This is a genomic window from Microvirga sp. CF3062, from assembly GCF_036314045.1.
In the GTDB taxonomy this organism is placed as follows: domain Bacteria; phylum Pseudomonadota; class Alphaproteobacteria; order Rhizobiales; family Beijerinckiaceae; genus Microvirga.
Genome location: NZ_JAYGGN010000001.1, coordinates 442,447 through 465,466, shown reverse-complemented (window position 1 = coordinate 465,466; position 23,020 = coordinate 442,447). Strand labels below are relative to the sequence as shown.

The window sequence follows — 23,020 nt, the reverse complement described above, 5'->3', positions numbered from 1 at the left end:
ACAAAAACCTTACCGGATCTTTTCGGGAGGTTAACTCATAGCGGTCGAATTGGATCATCGCGTTCAAAAGACTGTGTCTTGCAAACCACAGGCGCCTTCTGCCACATTCCCGCCACCGAAGATTCACCTTCTCGACACTCCTGGGACTATGTCTCTTGAGGAGTAGCGCCGCCGCCCGCAAGGACCGGCGGATGAAGCCAATAACCAGAAACTGCAGGTTCCCCCACTGATGTTTGCTGCACTGGCCCCGAGCCGATCCCTGTTGCGCAGAGCCGTTCGCTCACTTGTCCTGCTTCTTCCCATAGCCCTGGCGGCGTGCGTCTCCACCCAGTCTCCCCCGCAGCAGGCCGTGCGCCGCATCGACCCCGCCTATGCGGCCATGTATGGGCCACGGCTCGACGAGCCGCATCCGCTCCCAGCGACGGATATTTCAGAAGTCGACCCCCGCTTCCTGCGCCGTGAGGTTGCCTACTACGGCCGCGAGGAACCGGGCACCATCGTGGTCGATACGCAATCCCGTTATCTCTACCTCGTGCGTGAGGGCGGCCGCGCAATCCGCTATGGCATCGGCGTCGGCAAGGAAGGCCTCGCCTGGAGCGGCCGCGCCCGCGTGGGCCGCAAGGCTGCCTGGCCGCGCTGGACCCCAACCGCCTCGATGATCAAGCGCGAGCCGGAACGCAACGCCCGCTGGGCTGGCGGCATGGAAGGCGGATTGAGCAACCCGCTCGGGGCACGCGCGCTCTACCTCTACGATGACGGCCGCGATACCTTGTATCGCATCCACGGCACGACCGAGCCATGGTCCATCGGTCAGTCCGTATCGAGCGGCTGCATCCGCCTGTTCAACCAGGACATCATCGACCTTCACAGCCGCGTGCCAGTCGGCTCGCCCGTGGTCGTGCTGCAGGGCCAACGTCTCTTCGAAGTCGAGGACGAGTTGCGGGTGTCGTCAATCGACTGACCATATATCTGTATCCATACCCGGAAGGGCCGGCAGTGACCGGCCCTTTTTCTTTGGCGCCCTGTCAGGCTTGAGGTAAGGTCATCCCGTCTCTGCTGGAGGCATGGTCATGACAGTCGAACGCGCGATCCTTCTGACCGTCGGCGGGCTCATCATTCTCAGCGTCCTGCTCGCCGTTTATGTCAATATCAACTGGCTCTGGCTCACCGGGATCCTCGGCGCCCATCTGGTGCAGGCTTCCTTCACGGGCATGTGCCCAGTGGTGATGATGTTCAAGCGCATGGGGCTTCCGAGCAAACCCGGCTTTACCTGAGCCCCGACCCCTGGAGGCTTCCGCCTGCTGTCCTATGACTCTGTAGGACAGAGGCACAGGAGCTTCCATGGACGAATGGTTTTCCCCGGCGCTGAAGCTGATGACGCGCGCCATCGAGATCGGCGGGATCGCCATCATCGTCCTTGGGCTTCTCGGCGCCAGCATCGCCGTCCTCTGGCAGGTGCTGCGAGGAACCTCGGGGGCCGAAGCCTTCAGTCTCTACCGCTCCAACCTGGGACGCGCCATCCTGCTCGGCCTCGAGTTTCTGGTGGCGGCCGACATCATCAATACCGTCGCCATCGATCCGACGCTCCAGAGTCTCCTCATCCTCGGCGGCATCGTGCTGATCCGGACCTTCCTGAGCTTCTCCCTCGAAGTCGAAATCGAAGGGCGCTGGCCCTGGGACAGGCACAAAGCCGAGGATGAGCGCTCCTCAAGCCGCGTGGCTTAACGCAGGAACGCAGGCCTTGCAGATCGTTGCAATGAGACGATGGCTCTTCACACTAGTGACGTTAGGTCAATCGCAAGAAATAGCGTCCATAACAGATCGTGCAATTCTTCAACAACCGCACGGAAGCGCCTGTGAGAGATACGACGTCAGGATGTCAGGGATGCCGGAGCGGCGAACCGCTCCCATTCGATTTCACAATGGCCTTCCACCCGATCATCGATGTTGCGCGAGGAATTGTCTGGGGCTACGAGGCGCTCGTGCGCGGCACCAGGGGCGAACCTGCGGGAGCGATCCTGAGTCAAGTTGATGAGGTGCGGCAGTACAAGTTCGACCAAGCCTGCCGGGTGAAGGCCATCGAACTGGCAGGACGCCTCTTTCCGGCAACAGAGGACACCAGGCTCTCCATCAACTTCATGCCGAACGCCGTCTATGAGCCGGCCGCCTGCATCAGGACGTCCCTCGAAACCGCACGGCGCGTCGGCTTCGACATGAAGCGCATCATGTTCGAGTTCACTGAGAACGAGCGCATGGCGGATACGAAGCACGTCGCCAGGATCATTGCGGAATATCGGCGCCTCGGCTTCATCACGGCCATCGATGATTTCGGCGCAGGCCATGCGGGCTTAAATCTTCTCGCCAACTTCCAGACCGACCTCATCAAGATCGACATGGAGCTGATCCGCGGGATCCAGGACTCCGCGGCCCGTCAGGCCATCATTGCCGGCATCCTCGTGATGGCCCGCGCCCTCGACATCACGATCATCGCCGAAGGCATCGAAACCGAGGCGGAGCTTGCGACCTTGAAAAGCGCTGGCATCAACCTGTTCCAGGGCTTCCTGTTTGCCCGTCCTGCTATCGAGAGCCTGCCGCCGGTTTCGTTTAGCGCCTGATCGCAAGTGATGAACGACCCGGTGAGACGCGCATCGATAGATCCGCTCCTCACCGGCTGAGTTTCAATCGTTCACATGCACCAGAACGTGCCGCTTCTTGCCGACGGTCAGTTTCAAGGCTCCCTCACTAAGATCGGCTGCGGTGACATGGGTTTCCGCGTCCTGCACGAGCGCACCGTTGAGCCTAGCCCCGTTGTTGAGCACGAGACGGCGGGCCTCTCCCTTGGAAGCGGACAGACCCGCACGAACGAGAAGCTGCGCGACGGTCACGCCGGAGTCGAGCTCGCTTCGTGAGAGACCGACGCTCGGAAGCCCGGCTGCATGCTCCCCCTCCTCGAAGGTTCTGCGCGCAGTCTCCGCAGCGTCTCGCGCCGCATCTTCGCCGTGGGCGAGCTTCGTCGCTTCCATGGCGAGGATTTGCTTCGCCTCGTTGATCTCCGCGCCTTTGAGCTGCCCGAGCCTCATCACCTCATCGAGCGGCAGCTCCGTGAAGAGGCGCAGGAAGCGCGCAACGTCATCGTCCTCCGTATTGCGCCAGAACTGCCAGAACTCGTAGGGGCTCAGACGCTCGGCATTAAGCCACATCGCACCGCTTGCCGTCTTACCCATCTTCGACCCAGCGGAGGTGGTAATAAGCGGCGTCGTCAGGCCGAAGAGCTGGCGCTGGTCGATGCGGCGGGCGAGCTCGATGCCATTGACGATGTTGCCCCACTGATCCGATCCGCCCATCTGCAGCACGCAGGCCTGATGGCGCGACAGCTCCAGGAAATCGAAAGCCTGGAGCACCATGTAGTTGAACTCGAGGAGCGTGAGCGGCTGCTCGCGCTCCAACCGCTGGCGCACGCTGTCGAAGCTCAGCATCCGGTTGATCGTAAAATGGGTGCCGAAGTCGCGCAGGAACGGCAGGTAGCGCAGCGGGTCGAGCCAGTCGGCATTGTCCACCATCACCGCGTCGGTCGGCCCGTCGCCGAAAGTGAGGTAACGGGAAAAGACCTGCTTCAGGCCGGCGGCGTTCCTAGCGATCTGCTCGCCGTCGAGCAGCGGCCGGCTCGCATCACGAAAGCTCGGATCGCCGATCTGCGAAGTGCCGCCGCCGATGAGGACGACCGGCTTGTGGCCGCACTTCTGCAGCCAGCGCAGGGTCATGATCTGCACGAGGCTTCCTACATGCAGGCTGTTCGCCGTTGCGTCGAAGCCGATATAGGCCGCGACCGGCCCGGCCGAGAGCCGCTCGTCGAGCGCTGCCAGATCGGTGCATTGATGAATGAAGCCGCGTTCGTTAAGCGTCTTCAGGAATTCGGATTTCGGGGTGTTCATCTGTGTCTCCTTGGATTGAGCGGGAGCCGCTACCCGGAGACCTGATCACCAAATGAAGATGCCGCCGGAGAGCGGCGGCATCGAACGTCTGGTCGCAACCGAACGGAGCCGCCCTATGGGGACAGCGTATAATAGTTCACGAAAGAGGTGCGACCGGTGATCATGGGCGCAAGCTACGGTCAGGAGACCAGATCGTCAACCGGTTTCAGAAGTACGCTTTTAGATTTCCGCGCACCCGCTCCAGCACCGGCACATTCGGATCGGGCAGAGCGAAACTCTGCCCGGTGATGCGCTCGAAGGCGTCGATATAGACCCGCGAGGTCTCCAGGACCACGTCCTGCGGAATCTCGGGGATCTCGTCCTTGTAGGGATCGCAGCGTGCAACGACCCAAGTGCGGACGAAATCCTTGTCGAAGCTCTCGGGCCGCTCACCTGCCTCGAAACGCTGCTGGTAGCTTTCCAGGAACCAGTAGCGGCTGCTGTCCGGGGTGTGGATCTCGTCGGCGATCATGATCGTGCCGTTCTCGTCGATGCCGAACTCGTATTTCGTGTCGACGAGGATGAGGCCGCACTCGCGGGCCATCTCTCGGCCCTTAGCGAAGAGCGCGAGGGCATAGCCGGAGACCATACGCCACTGCTCCTCGCTCAGCAGACCCTGCCCGACGATCTCGGCGGGCGTCAGCGGTTCGTCGTGGCCGCCGTGGAAGGCCTTGCTCGTCGGCGTGATGATGGTCTGCGGCAGCTTCTCGTTGTCGCGCATCCCTTCGGGCAGCCGCATGCCGTACATCTCGCGCTGGCCCGCCTTGTAGAGGGAGAGGATCGAGGTGCCCGTGGTTCCGGCGAGATAATCGCGCACCACGATCTCCACGGGCAGGATGGTGAGTTTACGTCCGATCAGCACGTTCGGATCCGGGTATTCGATCACGTGGTTGGGGCAGATGTCGGCGGTCTGCTCGAACCAGAACTTCGCCGTCTGAGTCAGCACCTGGCCTTTGAGCGGAATGGCTGCGAGGTTGCGGTCGAACGCGCTCAGGCGGTCGGATGCGATGATGATCCGGCGCCCGTCGGGCAGGTCGTAATTGTCGCGCACCTTGCCGCGGTAGTGGTTCGGCAGCTCCGGGATGGTGGCGTCCTCAAGGACGTAGCCGGCATAGGCTCCTAGGGCTGCTTTATCGACCATGCTCACCTGCCAAGGATTTTCATCGCCGCCCAGCGGTGGCGGCAGGCGGAGTTCTAGCCGGAAATCGCGCCCGTGCTAGGTCCTGTCGGACAAAAACCTGCCCTGTCCACCAGAACAGGCTTACTGCCCCGCCCGGGCGTCCCTGCGATAGGTCGCATTGAGGCCGGACAAGGTCACCGTGGTCTCGTAGCCCTGGGCGTCGATGATGGTCCACGCTTTAAGCGCATTGGCCCGGGTGTCGAAGCGAAGGGTGATCTTGGATGTGCCGCCGAGGGTCGCGCTGTCGTCGAAGCGCACTGTCACCACGCCGTCGCGGCCCACCTGCACGTCGCGAACCTTGGTGTCCCGCGACAGGTCGATATTGTCCTGCACGAGGAACTTCAGGGGCGTCTGGCCGACCGGATAGACATCGTTGGTGCCGAGCTTCTTGTCGCGGATCGCCACGTTTCGCCCATCCGAGATAACCTCGAGGGTGCTCGGCGGGGCATAGGCAAAATGGAACTGGCCCGGACGCCGCATGGAGAGGTTGCCCTCCGCCTGCTGACCGTTGGGGTTCTTCTGCACGAAGTAGGCCGACAGCTGGTCGATGCTGTTGAAATAGGCATTCACCCGGTCGAGAGCCTCCTCGGGGGATTTCGGTCCGGGCGGTGAGGTGGGCGTCGGGGCCGAAGCGGGTGCCGCTACGGCCGTCGCGGCGGGCACAGCCTGGACCGGCGTCGAGCGCGCGGGCTTGGGCGGCTCGGCAACCTTGACCGGAGGCGGTGCCTCAACGGGCTTGGGCGGTTCTGCCGTCTGGACGGGCGCAGCGGGAGCCGGCTTCTGCGGCTCGGGCACTGGCGGCTGGGGGGCTGGTTTTTCGATGACAGCGGCAGCAGGAGCCTGGGGCTTCGGCTCCGGCTTCGCAACCGTCTGAGGAGCAGGCTGCGGCTTGGGCTTCGGCTGGGCTGCCCTTTGCGGCGCGGGGGCTGCCGGCTTCGGAGCGGCTGCCCTCGGCTGCGGGCGCGGCTGAGCCTGCGGGCGCGCAGCCGCCGGAGCAGCCGGTTCGGCCTGCGGCGCAGCCTGAGGGGCGCTCGCCGGAGGTGCGGGCTTCTTGAAGACGCCGTCCAGGAAACGGGTCAATGGGTCGGAGGGCTGCTGTGCAGCGGCCGGGGAGACGCATGCCAGGGCAAGAACAAGACCGAGAATGCAACGCGAGGACGAATGGAGCATGACGCCACTGCTAATCTGGAAAAGCATGGGGGTCCGTGCGCAAAAGCACGGCCTTACAAGGGTTTATGGCCGGTATAAGAGGCTGAATGAAGGCAGGAACCCTGACGGGGAAAGCGATTCGTGTCCAGGGCGCGTCAAGCCGCATCCGCCAGTTCATCGTCATCCATGACCTGACGAGCCGGTGCTGGCCGGGGCTTCGGCGTGCGTGGGCGGGAGGGCTGCCGCTTCTTGGCCTTGGCCGGCTTGGATGAGCTGCCGATACCCTTCCACCAAGCTTGCCAGCTCCAGGCGCCGGGGCCTGTGAGGATGTAGAAAAGAAGCCCTGCGAGAACGCCGAGGTGAGACAGGAATACAGCCTGCTCGGCCTGCCGGGTCAGGCCGCCATAATCCCAGAAGCGATGCAGGGTCCCGGTTGTCACCACCAGGGCGGCGATCAGGACGGAAGCGCTCAGACGAGGTGCCAAGCCCAGAGCCAGGGCGAGAGGCCCGAAGATTTCCGCCACGACGACGACGGTCGCCACCACATCCCCATAGGGCATGCCCTTCATGGTCAGGGTCGCGGCGAAGCCGGAGATATTGGCCGCGCGGCCGATGGCTGCTGGCAGGAAGCAGCCAGCCAGCAGAAGGCGGTTCAGCAGCAGAACCCCGTTGATTCCTGCACCCCTGCCCATGCCCCTGCCCTCCGCCTTTGCCAGCCGGGAATCGGCTGGCGCTGGGACAGCATTTGACGGAAAGGTTCTTAACCTGTTCTTAGCGCACCGAGCGTTTCCGGGTCCCTACAGCTTGAGGTTTCGTTCCCGAAGCATGCTCTCCCATCGCAGGGAATGATCCACGATGCTGGCGAGGTCATCGTGGCGCGGCTGCCATCCCAGCTGGGAGCGGATGCGGGCAGAATCCGCCACGATGGTCACCGGATCGCCGACGCGGCGGGGGCCAAAGCGTGCGTCGACGGGCTTCCCGGAGACCTTGCGCACCGTCTCGATGACCTCCGACACGGAATAGCCGTGCCCGTAGCCGCAATTCACCACGAGGCTCTCGCCTCCCTGGTCGAGATGGTTCAGGGCGAGCATGTGAGCCGCGATGAGATCGGTCACGTGAATGTAATCACGAATGCAGGTTCCATCCGGCGTCGGATAATCGGCGCCGAAGACCTCCATGTGGGAGCGCATGCCAAGCGCCGTCTGGATCGCCACCTTGATGAGATGCGTGGCATTGGCGGTCGACTGGCCGTGGCGCATGGCGGGATCGGCTCCCGCCACATTGAAGTAGCGCAGGATCACGTAGCGCATGTCGTGGGCTACTGCTACATCGCGCAACATCACCTCGGTCAGCTGTTTGGAGCTGCCGTAGGGAGAGAGGGGCGCTAACGGCGCGTCCTCCCCGAGCGGCTTGTCGGAAGCATTGCCGTAGACGGCTGCGGTCGATGAGAAGACGAACTTCTTGACGCCAGCCGCCACTGCGGCAGCCATGAGGGAGCGGCTCTTGACGGTGTTGTTGAGGTAATAGCCGAGCGGATCGCTTACAGATTCAGGCACGACCAGCTTGGCGGCAAAATGCGCGATGGCATCCACTTGGTAGGTCTGCAGGGTGCGTAGAACGAGCTCGAAATCGCCGACATCGCCCACCACGAGAGGCACGCCCTCCGGCACCGACCACCGGAAGCCGGTCGACAGGTTGTCAAACACGATGGGCTTGTGGCCAGCATCGAGCAGGGCCAAAACCATATGACCGCCGATATATCCAGCCCCGCCGGTGACGAGAACGTTCATGAGGTCTCCTGGAGATGTGCGTTCAACATTTTGTCATGGTGGCTCTATTGCAGCTGGATTTCCAGATCAACCCGAGGCCGCTAAGCGTTAGAATAGCCTCTCAGACATGGACGGATGCAGAATGGACGATCGGAAGGAATATTGGTGGGTTTTCCACGAGGCCGCGATTCAGCCGGCGGAAGTCGGCTTTGTGGGTGGCATTCCTGTGAGCTTTCGGTTCATTGGAACGGCCGGCAGCATTCCCGCCGCATCGGCCGAACTAATCGAGCGCCTGCCCTCACCTCCCTTGCCGGTCATGAACACCTATACCAAGCCGTCCCCGCAGCCACAGGCACAGCCTCAGCGCCGCGGGTCCTGGCTCTGGTTTATCGGGATTCTGCTTTTGATTCTTGTCGCCCAATGCTCAGGGCAGCTGTTCGATATTCTCAAGTGAAGCGGAGCCTATGCTCAAGCTTGAACGTATGTTCCAAGGATCTTCGGGCAAGGCCGCAACCCATTCGGGTTAGACGGATACTTCAACAGCATTAGCCTTCGATGCAGCAGCGAACGCGTTAACCCGGAATTGCACCAGCAATACAAAATTGCTCCATTTCGATTTTGAGAATTTACCTATTTAATCTTGAGCAATACGGCAGTTGCTGCAGAGGAAACAGCTCTATGCTCATGACTTCAAACGAGGCGGGACCGGCTCCGCCCTGAGGATCGAACGGATCGCCGCCCACACGGCAGCGGTACTTCCTCAGACTGACGCCAATGCGGCTGCGAACGACGCCGCAACGATAACGGCGAAACACGACAACTGGCAGTCACTTCAGGCGCTGGACGACGTTCCGGCGATGATGAAGCGCGCCAACATGTTCCTCGATCCATTCAGCAAAGGATATCGAATAATGGCATTTATCACCGTCCTAGGCCCATCGAGCAATCCCAATGAAGAACAGGCCGCAGCGGAGAACGTCGCGAGGATCAAAGACGCCATTGCAAAAGCGAATGCCGAGTACTTGAAGAATCCGTCGCTCGGCCAAGTGGAGGTTCAACTCGGCGCAGGAACCTGGGTCGTCACAGGAGACAAGGCTGATCCCTCGACTGGTGCTATTGAACTCCTGTCCGGCGTCAAGCTGACCGGATCAGGTGACCGTGACACGGTGATCAAGCTCGAAAACGGCTTCGATGCCAAGATCAACGGCATTGTCCGCACGGACATCGCGACTGTAGAGAACGTCACCATCAGCAATCTCGTCATTGACGGCAACCGCGCGAATAACATCGGGGAACAAGCCGGGTTCATATGCGGCGTGAAGGCAGACAGCACTGGCCGCACGCAGACCAATATCACCCTCGACAACGTGGAGGTGATGAACTGCACGGGATATGGGATCAATCCGCACGAGATCACATATAATTTCAAAGTTACAAACTCTGAAGCTCACAACAACGGAAAAGACGGCTTCGTGGCGGACGGGGTCGTGGGCGGCGTTTACGCGAACAACGAATCCTACAACAATGGTCGCCATGGCTTCAACATTCAGAATGCCTCAAGCAATATTGTTCTTGAGAACAACACTGCCTACGGCAATGGCTGGGGCTCGACCGGCGGCGCAGGCATAGTCATTCAACGCGGCGACATCCAGCGCGGCAATGAGGCGGAGATTGCCCATGTCACAAACGTTCAGATCATCGGGGGTGAGTACTATGGCAACACCCGTGAAGGAATTCTCATCAAACTTTCTGACAATGTGACGGTCAGCGGAGCCAATGTTCACGACAATATGCGCTATGGCCTGCGCATTGAGGGCTCTGATAACACAATCGTCAAGGATAGCTTTATCTCGCGCAACTCGCAGGAACTCACAGGCAAGTATGATGAGGTCCAGATCGACGTACGGAACGATTACCCGGACGGCAACCCTGATAATAACCCCTCAACCAACCCGATTAAGTCTTACTACTCAAACGGCACGCAGATTCTGAACAACGTCGTCAACCCGGAGAATGCGCGCTACGCAATCCGTGAGGAGCCGGCAAACACTGCCGGAGGCTCCACAGGAACAGTGGTTGCAGGGAACGCAACCGGCGGCATAGCAACCGATGGTAATGATACTCTCGGAGGCTCTGCTGGCGTCGATACGATGGCCGGCGGCAAGGGTGACGACACCTACATTGTCAACAAGGACGGTGACACTGTCATTGAGAACGCCAATGAAGGCAATGATCACGTTTTCTCCTCGGCCAAACATACCCTTGGGGCCAATGTCGAGAATCTGACATTGACCGGATCTGCCAACATCAACGGCTATGGCAACGGGCTTGATAACGTCCTGATCGGCAACGCTGGTGCCAATAATCTCGAAAGCCATGGTGGTGCAGATACGCTCTATGGCGGCGGCGGAGTTGACACCCTGCAGGGTGGCGATGGCAACGACGTCTATGTCATCGACGATGCGGCTGATCTGATCGTCGAGAAGGACAATCTCGGCGCGGGCGGCTACGACCACGTCTTCTCCAGCGTCAGTTACACCCTCTCAACTCAAGTCGAAGAGATCACGCTGACTGGAACAGCCAACCTGACGGCGGTCGGAAATACCGGCACCAATACGTTGAACGGCAATGCCGGACACAACGTCCTGAACGGCGGCGGCGGAGCCGACAGAATGAAGGGTGGGTTGGGGAACGACATATACTATGTCGATCATACGCAAGACGTCGTAATGGAAGGGGCTGGAGAAGGGATCGACACCATCGTCAGCTCCATCTCTGTCTCCGCTGCCAGCCCCCTGGCGGCAAACGTGGAGAACCTCTACCTGATCGATCCGGCCAACCCTGGTGACCCGCTGACCAAGTGGGCAGAAGTCGGCGCTGGAAATCAGCTCAACAATCTCATTGTCGGCAACAGCACAGACAACAAGCTGTACGGCTATGGTGGTAGCGACACCCTGATAGGCGGCGCTGGCAACGACACGTTGGACGGCGGCGAAGGAAATGATCTGGTTCAGCTCTCTGGCAACCGTGCGAACTACACGATTACCGGGACCGGCGCGAATAGGACCATAGCCGGCGGCACCGAGGGTACGGACACCCTGCTGAACATTGATGTTCTTCAGTTCAAAGATGGACAGCTTGTCGGAGATACTTGGGTTCCGAGCCCGATCCCCCTCCCGCCCCCTCCGGTCAACACGGGCAATCAGGTCGTCGCCCGCACCGGCGGCTCCCGGTCAGAGACCCTCAACGGCAGGGACAACATCGACGATATCATCAAGGGTCAGGGCGGGAACGACACGGTCAGAGGCCGCGGAGGCAACGACAGCCTCAATGGCGGCTCCGGCAACGACAAGGTCTACGGCGACGGAGGTGACGACCGTGTCAACGGCGACAGCGGCAATGACTATGTCCATGGCGGCTCCGGCAATGACTATGCCAATGGCGGCTCCGGCAATGACAAGGTGTATGGCAGCACAGGCAACGACCGGGTGTACGGCAGTTCCGGACACGACACCGTCGATGGCGGCTCGGGCAATGACTGGGTTTACGGCGACAGCGGCAATGATCGGGTCTATGGCGGCTCCGGCGATGACGTGGTCAATGGCGGCTCGGGCAACGACCGGCTCTACGGCGGTGCCGGCAGTGATGCTTTCCTGTTCAACTCGAGGCTCGGGACTGCCACTTCAGACCGCAAGGTGAGCTTCGACACGATCGTCGACTTCAAGGTCAGGGACGACAGCTTCCTGCTCGACAATGCCGTGTTCAAGAAGCTCGGCAGCGGAACGGCGGCGAACCCGACGGAGCTGGATGCGGAGTTCTTCGTCACCGGCAGCAGGGCCCGGGAGCGGGACGACTACCTGATCTACAACAAGAAGACAGGCGTGCTCAGCTACGATGCGGACGGCTCCGGCTCGAAGCAGGCGGTGGAGTTCGCCCAACTGTCGAAGAACCTCTCCCTGACCTACAAGGACTTCTTCATCATCTGACGACATCTCATCCGAGGAGCCCCGGCCGAAAGGTCCGGGGCTTTTTTGCTCCGCCTGCTAAACGCCACTCGCTGCACTCCCCTTGGACCCAGTCCTGTGGATCGCAGTTGATTGATCGGAAGGCAGGTGACAATTTACGGTGACATCTATAAGGATTGGAGAGTTTCACATCGAAAAATAACAAATAGTATATTTTACATCTGAAAGACGCTTAATATGGTTGCCCATGGAGCACTGGATCTCATCGGCCGGACCCCTCTCGTTGAGGTGACGAGCCTCGACACGGGTCCCTGCAAGCTCTTCCTGAAACTGGAGAGCGCCAACCCCAGCGGCTCCATCAAGGATCGGCCGGCGCGCGCCATGATCGAAGCGGCCGAAGCCGATGGCCGCCTGAAGCCCGGGGGCACCATCATCGAGGCCACGGCCGGCAACACCGGCGTCGGCTTGGCGCTGGTCGGTGCCAGCAAGGGCTACCGCACCCTCCTTGTGGTGCCGGACAAGATGTCCCGGGAGAAGGTCCTGCATGCCAAGGCCCTTGGGGCCGAAGTGGTCATCACCCGCTCTGACGTCGGCAAGGGCCACCCGGATTATTATCAAGACCTCGCCCAGGCGATCGCCGTTAAGACGCCTGGAGCCGTCTACATCAACCAGTTCGAGAACCCGGCCAATCCGGCCTCCCACGAGGCGAGCACCGGCCCCGAGATCCTTGAAGGCATGGACGGCGATGTGGATGCCGTCGTGGTCGGTGTCGGCTCCGGCGGCACCCTCACCGGCGTCGGGCGGTTCCTGAAGCAGGCCTCGCCCAAGACCGCCATGGTGTTGGCCGATCCGGCAGGCTCGATCCTCGCGCCGCTGGTCCAGACCGGACAGATGACCGAAGCTGGCTCATGGGCCGTCGAGGGCATCGGCGAGGATTTCGTGCCGCCGAACTGCGACCTCTCCCTGGTGAAAAAGGCTTATTCCATCTCCGACAAGGAGAGCTTCTCGGCCGCCCGCGAGTTGCTGCGCAAGGAAGGCATCCTGGCCGGATCCTCCTCCGGCACGCTGCTCGCCGCGGCGCTCCGCTATTGCCGCGAGCAGACGGAGCCGAAGCGCGTCGTCACCCTGGTCTGCGACACGGGCGCCAAATACCTGTCGAAGGTGTTCAACGATGCCTTCATCGCCCAGGAAGGCTGGCTCGACCGAAAGGTGACCGGCACCGCACGCGACGTGGTGATCAACCCGTTTGGTGAAGGCGCGACCATCTTCGTCTCGCCCAGCGAGACCCTGCGCTCCGCTTTCGCCCGCATGCGCTCTTCCGACGTCTCGCAGCTGCCGGTGATCGAGGACGGCCGAGTGGTCGGGCTCATCGACGAGAGTGACATTCTCGATGCACTCGTCGCCAACGAGGGCGCTCCCCAGAGCGTTTTCGACAAGCCGGTGCGCGACGTAATGGTCACGCGCCTTCAGACGATTTCCGCCGATGCTCCGGTCAAGGAGCTTCTGCCTCTCTTCGCCGGCGGCCTCGTGCCGGTGATCATGGAGGGCGACGCCTTCGTGGGCCTCGCCACCCGCATCGACCTCATCAATTTCTTTCGGATCCAGGCATCATGACCGCCCGCAACCAGCTCGATTTCGCCACCCGCTGCATTCATGCGGGCCAGTCGCCGGATCCCACCACGGGTGCGGTGATGATGCCGATCTACGCCACCTCGACCTTCGCGCAGGAGAGCCCGGGCGTTCATAAGGGCTTCGAGTATGCCCGCTCGCAGAACCCGACCCGCATGGCCTTCGAACGATGCATCGCGGATCTGGAGGGCGGCTCGGCGGCCTTCGCGTTCTCCTCCGGTCTTGCCGCGAGCGCGACGGTGCTCGACATGCTGGAACACGGCTCACATATCGTCGCCTCGGACGACCTCTATGGCGGTACGCGCCGTCTGTTCGAGCGCGTGCGCCGGAAGTCGGCCGGGCTCGATATCACGTATGTCGATCTCGGCGATGCTGAAGCGGTGAAGGCGGCGCTTCGCCCCAACACCAAGCTGGTCTGGGTCGAGACGCCGACGAACCCGCTCCTCAAGCTCGCCGACCTCGAAGCCATTGCGGCCGCAGCGCGCGGGCATGGCACGTGGCTCGTCGCGGACAACACTTTTGCCAGTCCTTACGTGCAGCGTCCGCTCGAGTTCGGCTTCGACATCGTGGTGCATTCCACCACGAAATACCTCAACGGTCATTCCGACATGGTGGGCGGCGTGGTGATCGTAGGCCAGAACCAGGAGATCCGCGAGAAGATCGCTTTTCTGCAGAACGCCGTCGGTTCCGTATCCGGTCCCTTCGACAGCTTCCTGGCCCTGCGCGGCCTGAAGACCCTGTCGCTGCGCATGGAGCGGCACTGCACCTCGGCTCTCAAGATCGCCCAGTTTCTGGCATCTCACTCAGGCATCGACAGCGTGATCTATCCGGGTCTCGCCTCTCATCCGCAGCATGAGCTCGCCAAGCGCCAGATGCGCGGCTTCGGCGGCATCATCACGGCCCGGATCAAAGGCGGGCTCGACGGCGCGACGCGCTTCCTGGAGCGTTGCCAGCTCTTCACGCTGGCGGAGAGCCTCGGCGGCGTAGAAAGCCTGATCGAACACCCGGCGATCATGACCCATGCCTCCGTGCCGCCGGAAGTGCGAGCGGAACTCGGCATCGACGACGGCCTCGTGCGACTGTCGGTCGGCATCGAGGATGCGGACGACCTGATCCAGGATCTGCGTTCCGCGCTGTCGTAACACTCAGGCTGTGGGCGAGAAGCGCCCGACGAGCTGATGCCGGTCGCCCGGATAGGTGATGCGTGCTTCGGTCACGAAGGCTCCCGCCTGCCAGGTCCGCCGCTCCAGTATGAGACAGGCTGTTCCGGATTGGATCTTAAGCCGCTTGGCCATTGCACTGTCCGCGTTGATGGCGCGAACGATGTGCTCTGCATCCGTCCATGGCACGCGGCGCAGCAACCAGGTGCCCGGCGGATCGTCCTTGAACGCTTCCTTGTCGGCCTCCGGCACAGTGGCCAGATTGATCAGGCGCTGCTCAAAAGCGAGCGGCACGTCATCCATCACATGGAGAGTCGACAGGCAAAGCATTTGCGTACCCGCCGGCAGCCCGGTGCGCTGCGCCGCAGCGGCATCGATGGGCTCGATGGAGCGGTGCAGGACCTTGAAGCGATACTCGGTGCCGGCACGTGCCGCCTCAAGGGCGAAATCCTGGATCTGCAGCACGGCCTGCTGGTTGCTCGGCTCGGCCACGACAGTGCCTGCACGGCGTCTTCGCGTGATGAGACCATTGGCGGCGAGCGTCGAGAGAACCTTGTTCACGGTCATGCGCGAGCAGCCGTACTCCGCCATCAGCTCATGCTCGAATGGAATGCGGTGTCCAGGCGCCCACTCGCCGGACATGATCCTGGCCTCGATGTCGTCGCGGATGCGTTGGTGCAGGTGTTTCATGCCGGTGGGGCCTACTCTCATGCCAGGACGCGGGCCATGGCCTTGGCATAGCGGGCACGGATCGCGTCACGGCTCACATGCCGGCCGCTCTTGACCATGGGCTTGCCCGCAACGAAGACCGTATCGATAGCGGCCTTGCCGGCGACGAACACGTAAGAATCGATCCAGCGATCATCCGAGACGCAGGCGAGATCGGGATGGTCGGCATCGAGCACCACAAAGTCGGCGCGATGCCCCTCGGCGATGGCACCGATGCGCCGCCCGAGCGCCTTTGCCCCGCCCGCCAGTGCTTTCTCGTAGAGGCTGCGCCCCGTGGACTGACCTTCGCTCTCGGCCAGAACGTTGCGGGCGCGATGCTTGAGACGCTGACTGTACTCGAACTGCTTCAGTTCGCCCGGAACCGAAATCTCGATGTTGGAATCGGACCCGACGCCGAAGCAACCTCCTGCGGCAAGGTAGTTGACGCCTTCAAAAATGCCGTCCCCGAGATTAGCCTCGGTGATCGGACACAGGCCCACCACGGCGCCGCTCGCAGCAATGCCCTTCACCTCCTGTAGGTCGAGATGCGTGGCGTGAATCAGGCACCAGCGTTGATCCACAGGTACATGGTCGAGCAGCCACGCCACCGGGCGCTGCCCCGACCATGCAAGGCAATCCTCCACCTCCTTCACCTGCTCGGCGATGTGGATGTGGATCGGCCCCTTGCCTGCCATCGCGACCACCTCGCTCAGGCTCTCAGGCGTCACCGCACGAAGGCTGTGCGGCGCGATGCCCACAACCGCATCGTCGAGCCCGGCAATGGCTTTGCGAGCGCCTTCGAGCAGCCGGGCATAGCTTTCCACATCGTTGATGAACCGCCGCTGCCCTTCTGCCGGTGCAGCACCACCGAAGCCGCCTTGAGCGTAGAAGACCGGCAGAAGCGTCAGGCCCATGCCCGTCTCCTGCGCCGCGGCTGCGATGCGGCCGGAGAGTTCCGCGATGTCGCCATAGGGGCGGCCCTCCGCATCGTGATGCAGGTAGTGAAACTCGGCGAGCGTCGTGAAGCCGCCCTCCAGCATTTCCATCATGGCAAAAGCCGCGATGGCTTCCACATCGTCCGGCGTAAGCGATCCGAGGAAGCGGTACATCACCTGCCGCCAGGTCCAGAAGCTATCGCCTTCCGGGCCACGGGTTTCCGCAAGCCCCGCCATGCCGCGCTGGAAGGTGTGGCTGTGCAGGTTGGGCAAGCCCGGAAGCGCAATTCCGGCGACGCGCTCGCGCCCCTCGGCCGAGGCGTCCGGGTGCACAGCGGCAATCGCCCCGCCCTCGATGTCGAGACCGACATTCCTGGCCCAGCCGCCGGGAAGAAGGGCATGGTCGAGAATGAGCCTTCGCATCGCTGTCACCTTTGCTGCAAAACGGTCTCGGGCACCGGCAGCCGCCAAAAAGCCATGCCGCCGCCCGACCATCAGAGCCGATCGAATACGTCTAGACAATATCGATTGTTCGCGATTATGTATAGACATTATCGCGAATGCACCGGAGCAGGAACATGCGCTTCGACCGGATCTGGCTCAATGCTCGCCTCGCCACGCTTGCCGGCGAGGGCCTCGGGATTGTCGAGAATGGAGCCGTTGCCGCCAAGGATGGTCGCATCGCCTTTGCCGGCCCGGCGCAGGACCTCCCTGCCGGCTGGGATGCAGCCGAGCGGATCGACTGCGAAGGCCGCTGGATCACCCCGGGCCTCGTCGACTGCCACACCCATCTGGTCTATGGCGGCGACCGCGCGCACGAGTTCGAGCTGCGCCTGAAGGGTGCGAGCTACGAGGAGATCGCCCGCGCGGGCGGCGGCATCGTGTCCACCGTGAAGGCGACTCGCGCGGCAAGCGAAGACAACCTTGTGGCGAGCGCCCTGCCCCGCCTCGATCATCTGATTGCCGAGGGCTGCACCTCTATCGAGATCAAGTCGGGCTACGGGCTCGATCTGGAGACGGAGGCGCGGTGCTTGCGCGCCGCACGGCGCCTTGGTCACGAACGCCCCGTCTCCGTCACCACCACCTTCCTCGGCGCCCATGCCCTGCCGCCCGAGGCGAACGGCGACAAGGATGCCTTCATCGACAAGGTCTGCCGCGAGATGCTGCCGGCTCTGGCTCGTGAGGGGCTGGCCGATGCGGTCGATGCCTTCTGCGAGGGCATCGCGTTTTCTCCCGACCAGACCGCGCGCGTATTCGACGCTGCGAAGGAGCTGGGCCTCAAGATCAAGCTCCATGCCGACCAGCTTTCCAACCTGCACGGCGCGAAGCTCGCGGCCGATTATGGTGCTCTCTCCGCTGATCATCTCGAATACACGGACGAGGACGGCGCTGCTGCCATGGCAAAGGCCGGCACAGTGGCCGTTCTGTTGCCCGGCGCCTTCTACATGCTGCGCGAAACGAAGGTTCCGCCCGCTTCCGCTTTCCGCAACGCCGGCACCCGCATGGCGCTCGCCACCGACTGCAACCCCGGCACCTCGCCGCTGACCTCGCTGCTGCTCACCATGAACATGGGCGCGACGCTGTTTCGCCTGACCGTCGAGGAATGCATCGCAGGCGTTACGCGCGAAGCCGCGCGTGCGCTCGGTCAACTCGACGAGATCGGCACGCTGGAGCCCGGCAAGAGCTGCGATCTGGCCATATGGAACATCGAACGGCCGGCGGAGCTCGTCTACCGCATCGGCTTCAACCCGCTTCACGCCCGTGTCTGGAGGGGACAGTGACACAAACCATCATGCTTCATCCCGGGTCTGTTGCGCTCGCCGATTGGCGCCGCGTCTATTTCGGCGCCGACATTGCGCTGGATCAGGATTGCCGCCGGGCTGTCGAGGCCAGTGCAAAAACTGTTGATGCCATCGTCACAAAGGGCGATCCGGTCTACGGCATCAATACCGGCTTCGGAAAGCTTGCCAGCGTACGCATCGGCGCTGCCGATCTCGCGACGCTCCAGCGCAACATCGTGCTCTCCCATGCGGCCGGCGTCGGCGAGCCTCTGCCGGTCTCCGTCGTGCGGCTTGTGATGGCTCTCAAGCTGGCGAGTCTCGCGCAAGGCGCATCGGGCGTCCGCTGGTCCACCATCGAACAATTGACGGCCTGCCTGAAAGCCGGGCTCGTTCCCGTCATTCCGGGCCAAGGCTCGGTGGGCGCCTCGGGCGATCTTGCCCCGCTGGCCCATATGACGGCGGCCCTCATGGGCGTCGGCGAGTTCTTCGTGGATGGTGTGCGGGTGAAGGCAGAGGCGGCTCTTGCCCGCGCAGGCCTCTCGCCGTTGGTTCTCGGCCCCAAGGAAGGCTTGGCGCTTCTCAACGGCACGCAGGTGTCGACAGCTCTCGCACTCGCAGGGCTGTTCGAAGCCGAGTGCGTGTTCCGCGCCGCTCTCGTGACGGGAGCGCTCGCGACCGATGCCGCTAAGGGCTCCGATGGACCGTTCGACGAGCGCATCCAAAAGCTGCGGCGGCACCACGGGCAGATCGAGGTCGCGGCGTCCCTGCGTGCCCTGATGCAGGGCAGCGCCATCCGTGCCTCGCACCTCACCAACGACGACCGCGTGCAGGACCCGTACTGCCTGCGCTGTCAGCCGCAGGTGATGGGCGCCGTGCTCGACCTGCTGCGTCAGGCGGCAGAAACGCTCGGCACCGAGGCGAACGGTGTCTCCGACAACCCACTCGTTTTCTCCGACACGGGTGAGGTCATATCAGGCGGCAACTTCCATGCTGAACCCGTGGCCTTTGCAGCCGACATGATCGCGATGGCGCTCTGCGAGATCGGTTCGCTGGCCGAGCGGCGCCTCGCCATGCTGGTCGACCCGACGCTCTCAGGGCTGCCGGCTTTCCTCACGCCGAAGCCGGGTCTCAATTCCGGCTTTATGATCCCGCAGGTGACAGCCGCGGCCCTCGTGTCCGAGAACAAGCAGCGCGCCTATCCGGCGAGCGTCGACTCGATCCCGACTTCCGCCAACCAGGAAGATCATGTGTCCATGGCCACTCACGGCGCCCGCAGGCTTTTGCCGATGGCGGTGAACACCGCGAACGTCATCGGCATTGAGCTTCTCGCCGCAGTGCAGGGCTGCGATTTCCATGCACCGATGCAATCGAGCGAGCGCCTGGAGCGCGCCCGCACCTTGCTCCGTGCGCAGATTCCTCACCTCGACGACGACCGACACATGGCGCCTGAAATGGAAGTGGCCACGGCTCTTGTCGCCTCCGGTGCCCTCGTTGATGCAGTCGGCGGTGATTTGCTGCCGCTTGTGACGGATGAGGCGGAGTGATGAGCACGGAGCATCCGGACTGGCTCACCGTCATCCGCGGCGACGCGCCGCTTGTAGTGAGCCTGCCGCATACCGGCACGGACATTCCGGTCGAGTACGAGCGCAGCCTCGTCTCACCCTGGCTGGCGCGCAAGGATGCGGATTGGTGGATCGAACGGCTATACGATTTCGCCGCCGGACTCGACGTCACGGTCATCCGCACGGCCGTCTCCCGCACGGTGATCGACGTGAACCGCGATCCCTCCGGCGTTTCGCTCTATCCGGGACAGGCAACAACTGAGCTGTGCCCAACCACCACCTTCGACGGCGAACCGCTCTACGAACTGGGCGCGGAGCTCACGACGGCGGGGATCACCGAGCGCCGCGTCCGCTTCTTCGATCCCTATCACACGACGCTCCGCGCCGAGATCGAACGGCTGCGAGCCCGGCACGCCAATGTGGTGGTCTATGACTGCCACTCGATCCGCTCGGTCATTCCGCGCCTGTTCGACGGCACCCTGCCCCACTTCAATATCGGCACGAATAGCGGCACAACCTGCGCTCAACCCTTAAGTGATGCCATCGAAAAGATCTGCGTCAGCAGCGGCTTCAGCCATGTGGTCAACGGACGCTTCAAGGGCGGCTACATCACGCGCAGCCTTGGGCGTCCCGAGGCCGGCATCCATGCCGTCCAGATGGAGCTCGCCTGTCGCGGCTACATGCGGGAACCGCTCGGTCCCGTCACCGATGGCCAGTGGCCGACACCTTACGACGAGGCCTATGCGGCGCCCATACGTGCGGCGCTCACGCTCATCCTCCAGACCTGTCTCACTTTCGCCCAATCCAAAGCCTGACCCGAGGATCATTCCATGACCCGTATCGACAATGCCCGCGTGATCCGCGCTCCTCACGGAACCGACCTGTCGGCCAAGAGCTGGCTGACGGAAGCGCCGCTACGCATGCTGATGAACAACCTCGATCCGATGGTCGCTGAAAAGCCCGGTGAGCTCGTCGTCTATGGCGGCATCGGTCGCGCGGCACGCGACTGGGACAGCTTCGACCGCATCGTGGCGGCGTTGAGAGATCTGGAAGCGGACGAGACGCTGCTCGTGCAGTCGGGCAAGCCGGTCGGCGTCTTTCGCACCCATGCCGATGCGCCGCGCGTCTTGATCGCCAATTCCAACCTCGTGCCGCACTGGGCCACCTGGGACAAGTTCCATGAACTCGACCGCAAGGGGCTCATGATGTACGGCCAGATGACGGCCGGCTCCTGGATCTATATCGGCACCCAGGGCATCGTGCAGGGCACCTACGAGACTTTCGTAGAGGTCGGCCGTCAGCACTACAACGGCGATCTCTCCGGCCGCTGGATCCTCACCGGCGGCCTCGGCGGCATGGGTGGCGCACAGCCGCTCGCCGCCACCATGGCTGGCGCCTCCTGCCTTGCAGTGGAATGCCAGCCAAGCCGCATCGAGATGCGGCTGCGCACGGGCTATGTCGACCAGCGCGCCGACACGCTCGACGAAGCGCTTGCCATCATCGAGCAATCCTGCCGCGACAAGAAGCCGGTCTCCGTCGGCCTTCTTGGCAACGCGGCCGAGATTTTCCCGGAGATCTACCGACGCGGCATCCGCCCCGATGCGGTGACGGACCAGACATCCGCGCACGACCCCATCAACGGCTACCTGCCGAAGGGCTGGACGCTGAGCGAGTGGGAGTCAAGGCGCGAGAGCGATCCCAAGGCTGTGGAGCATGCCGCTAAGCAATCCATGGCAGAGCACGTGCGCGCCATGCTCGATTTTCACAAGGCCGGCGTGCCAACCCTCGATTACGGCAACAACATCCGCCAGATGGCGAAGGAAGAAGGTGTCGACAACGCCTTCGACTTCCCGGGCTTCGTGCCGGCCTATATCCGCCCGCTCTTCTGCCGCGGCATCGGGCCGTTCCGCTGGTGCGCGCTCTCGGGCGATCCTGAGGACATCTACAAGACGGACGCCAAGGTGAAGGAGCTGCTGCCGGACAACAAGCACCTGCACAACTGGCTCGACATGGCGAAGGAACGCATCAAGTTCCAGGGACTGCCTGCGCGCATCTGCTGGGTGGGCTTGGGCGACCGTCATCGCCTCGGCCTCGCCTTCAACGAGATGGTGGCCAAGGGCGAGTTGAAAGCGCCCATCGTGATTGGCCGCGACCATCTCGATTCCGGCTCGGTGGCAAGCCCGAACCGCGAGACGGAAGCCATGAAGGACGGTTCCGACGCAGTCTCCGACTGGCCGCTCCTCAATGCGCTACTCAACTGCGCCTCTGGCGCCACCTGGGTATCGCTGCATCATGGTGGCGGCGTCGGCATGGGCTTCTCGCAGCACTCCGGCATGGTGATCGTGTGCGATGGCACGCCGGAAGCGGCCAAGCGCGTCGAGCGCGTGCTCTGGAACGATCCGGCGACCGGCGTGATGCGCCACGCGGATGCGGGCTACGACATCGCGGTCGATTGCGCTCGCGAGTTCGACCTCAACCTGCCGAGCCTGGGCTGATGACGGCACACGTCATCCGCAACGAAGATCTCGTCCGCGTTCCGTGGAAGAACGGCCACGGTACCACCGCGGAGGTTGCCGCCTTTCCGGAAGGCTCCGGCTTCGACACCTTCGGATGGCGCATCAGCATGGCGGATGTGGCCTCCGACGGACCGTTCTCGCTCTTCCCAGGCATCGACCGCACGTTGATCGTAGTCGAGGGCGAAGGCATCGAACTCGACGTGGAGGGCATCGCCTACCCACTCGACCGGACCTCTCCCAAGCTCTCCTTTTCCGGCGACGACATCACCACCGGGCGGCTCCTCTCAGGCCCAATCCGCGATCTGAACGTCATGACCCGGCGAGGGCAGTTCCGGCACCGGACGCGGTTCGTAGAATCGGGCGTGGCGCTGCTGGCGGAGGAGACCTGCGCGGCCTTTCTCGTACCGCTCGACGGTACGTTCGACGTGACGCTCGGCTCAACGATCCATTCGCTCCAGGCGCTCGACACGTTGATGCTGGACGCAACGCAGGATCTCATCCTGCTCTCCGGGTTTGGCCGGGCGATTCTTGTCGAGGTCGCGCCCGAGACATCGGCATAAGAGTGCACGTTCGGCTGATAGTGCCCAAAACAGCGGCAGGTTCAAATGTCTATACATTTGACATTGACGCTCCGTCATGGTGCCATTCGCGCGCTCATCAGAACGTCCGGCAAAAAGCCTTCCAGAGGGTGCGGT

20 protein-coding genes are annotated in these 23,020 nt (G+C 62.7%); 13 read left to right on the top strand and 7 right to left on the bottom strand.

Features of this window, described 5'->3' with window-relative positions; all coding sequences use genetic code 11:
• Window positions 1–229 precede the first annotated feature (229 nt).
• The 4 genes from VB618_RS02240 to VB618_RS02225 all read left to right on the top strand — a co-directional run bounded on the left by VB618_RS02240 (window position 230) and on the right by VB618_RS02225 (window position 2,615).
• The gene (locus VB618_RS02240) at window positions 230–961 is read left to right on the top strand and encodes a L,D-transpeptidase (protein WP_329794865.1); all 732 of its coding nucleotides are present in this window, start codon (window positions 230–232) and stop codon (window positions 959–961) included.
• 109 nt (window positions 962–1,070) lie between these two features.
• Complete coding sequence (locus VB618_RS02235; protein ID WP_329794864.1) at window positions 1,071–1,274, top strand: YgaP family membrane protein; 204 nt, start codon at window positions 1,071–1,073, stop codon at window positions 1,272–1,274.
• A gap of 67 nt (window positions 1,275–1,341) precedes the next feature.
• Window positions 1,342–1,725: a DUF1622 domain-containing protein gene (locus VB618_RS02230; protein ID WP_329794863.1), complete on the top strand. Its 384-nt coding sequence runs from the start codon at window positions 1,342–1,344 to the stop codon at window positions 1,723–1,725.
• Window positions 1,726–1,922: 197 nt separating this feature from the next.
• Complete coding sequence (locus tag VB618_RS02225; RefSeq protein ID WP_329794862.1) at window positions 1,923–2,615, top strand: EAL domain-containing protein; 693 nt, start codon at window positions 1,923–1,925, stop codon at window positions 2,613–2,615.
• A gap of 63 nt (window positions 2,616–2,678) precedes the next feature.
• On the opposite strand, the gene tyrS is transcribed toward VB618_RS02225, so the two are convergent.
• From tyrS to galE, 5 genes are all read right to left on the bottom strand, one after another.
• Window positions 2,679–3,932, bottom strand: a complete 1,254-nt coding sequence (gene tyrS / locus VB618_RS02220; protein WP_329794860.1) for a tyrosine--tRNA ligase — start codon at window positions 3,930–3,932, stop codon at window positions 2,679–2,681.
• Window positions 3,933–4,137: 205 nt separating this feature from the next.
• Window positions 4,138–5,112 (bottom strand): phosphoribosylaminoimidazolesuccinocarboxamide synthase, encoded by a 975-nt coding sequence (locus VB618_RS02215; protein ID WP_329794859.1) that lies wholly within the window; start codon window positions 5,110–5,112, stop codon window positions 4,138–4,140.
• Window positions 5,113–5,232: 120 nt separating this feature from the next.
• Window positions 5,233–6,231, bottom strand: a complete 999-nt coding sequence (locus tag VB618_RS02210) for a LolA family protein (RefSeq protein ID WP_329794858.1) — start codon at window positions 6,229–6,231, stop codon at window positions 5,233–5,235.
• Window positions 6,232–6,455: 224 nt separating this feature from the next.
• Window positions 6,456–6,992: a DoxX family protein gene (locus VB618_RS02205; RefSeq protein ID WP_329794857.1), complete on the bottom strand. Its 537-nt coding sequence runs from the start codon at window positions 6,990–6,992 to the stop codon at window positions 6,456–6,458.
• A 105-nt stretch (window positions 6,993–7,097) separates the two neighbouring features.
• A complete protein-coding gene (gene galE, locus VB618_RS02200) occupies window positions 7,098–8,090 on the bottom strand; it encodes a UDP-glucose 4-epimerase GalE (RefSeq protein ID WP_329794856.1) in 993 nt (330 codons plus the stop codon).
• A 121-nt stretch (window positions 8,091–8,211) separates the two neighbouring features.
• Between galE and VB618_RS02195 the strand changes: the two genes are divergently transcribed.
• The 4 genes from VB618_RS02195 to VB618_RS02180 all read left to right on the top strand — a co-directional run bounded on the left by VB618_RS02195 (window position 8,212) and on the right by VB618_RS02180 (window position 14,805).
• Window positions 8,212–8,523: a hypothetical protein gene (locus VB618_RS02195; protein ID WP_329794855.1), complete on the top strand. Its 312-nt coding sequence runs from the start codon at window positions 8,212–8,214 to the stop codon at window positions 8,521–8,523.
• Window positions 8,524–8,980: 457 nt separating this feature from the next.
• On the top strand, window positions 8,981–12,055 hold the full coding sequence (locus VB618_RS02190; protein WP_329794854.1) for a right-handed parallel beta-helix repeat-containing protein: 3,075 nt from the start codon (window positions 8,981–8,983) through the stop codon (window positions 12,053–12,055).
• Window positions 12,056–12,271: 216 nt separating this feature from the next.
• Entirely contained in the window at window positions 12,272–13,648 is a 1,377-nt protein-coding gene (locus tag VB618_RS02185; protein WP_329794853.1) for a cystathionine beta-synthase, read from the top strand.
• A complete protein-coding gene (locus VB618_RS02180) occupies window positions 13,645–14,805 on the top strand; it encodes a cystathionine gamma-synthase (RefSeq protein WP_329794852.1) in 1,161 nt (386 codons plus the stop codon). Before VB618_RS02185 ends, VB618_RS02180 begins: the two co-directional genes overlap by 4 nt.
• 3 nt (window positions 14,806–14,808) lie before the next feature.
• On the opposite strand, the gene hutC is transcribed toward VB618_RS02180, so the two are convergent.
• Entirely contained in the window at window positions 14,809–15,513 is a 705-nt protein-coding gene (gene hutC, locus VB618_RS02175) for a histidine utilization repressor (RefSeq protein WP_329794851.1), read from the bottom strand.
• A 17-nt stretch (window positions 15,514–15,530) separates the two neighbouring features.
• Window positions 15,531–16,889, bottom strand: a complete 1,359-nt coding sequence (locus tag VB618_RS02170) for a formimidoylglutamate deiminase (protein WP_329794850.1) — start codon at window positions 16,887–16,889, stop codon at window positions 15,531–15,533.
• Window positions 16,890–17,044: 155 nt separating this feature from the next.
• On the opposite strand from VB618_RS02170, the gene hutI reads away from it, so the two are divergent.
• From hutI to VB618_RS02145, 5 genes are read left to right on the top strand one after another with little or no spacing between them, the layout of a single operon-like run.
• Window positions 17,045–18,247 (top strand): imidazolonepropionase, encoded by a 1,203-nt coding sequence (gene hutI / locus VB618_RS02165; protein WP_329794849.1) that lies wholly within the window; start codon window positions 17,045–17,047, stop codon window positions 18,245–18,247.
• Window positions 18,248–18,258: 11 nt separating this feature from the next.
• Entirely contained in the window at window positions 18,259–19,791 is a 1,533-nt protein-coding gene (gene hutH, locus VB618_RS02160; RefSeq protein WP_329795110.1) for a histidine ammonia-lyase, read from the top strand.
• Window positions 19,791–20,624: an N-formylglutamate deformylase gene (gene hutG, locus VB618_RS02155; RefSeq protein WP_329794848.1), complete on the top strand. Its 834-nt coding sequence runs from the start codon at window positions 19,791–19,793 to the stop codon at window positions 20,622–20,624. Before hutH ends, hutG begins: the two co-directional genes overlap by 1 nt.
• 15 nt (window positions 20,625–20,639) lie before the next feature.
• On the top strand, window positions 20,640–22,304 hold the full coding sequence (gene hutU / locus VB618_RS02150; RefSeq protein ID WP_329794847.1) for a urocanate hydratase: 1,665 nt from the start codon (window positions 20,640–20,642) through the stop codon (window positions 22,302–22,304).
• On the top strand, window positions 22,304–22,885 hold the full coding sequence (locus VB618_RS02145) for a HutD/Ves family protein (RefSeq protein WP_329794846.1): 582 nt from the start codon (window positions 22,304–22,306) through the stop codon (window positions 22,883–22,885). The genes hutU and VB618_RS02145 overlap by 1 nt, the downstream gene beginning before the upstream one ends.
• Window positions 22,886–23,020: the final 135 nt, after the last annotated feature.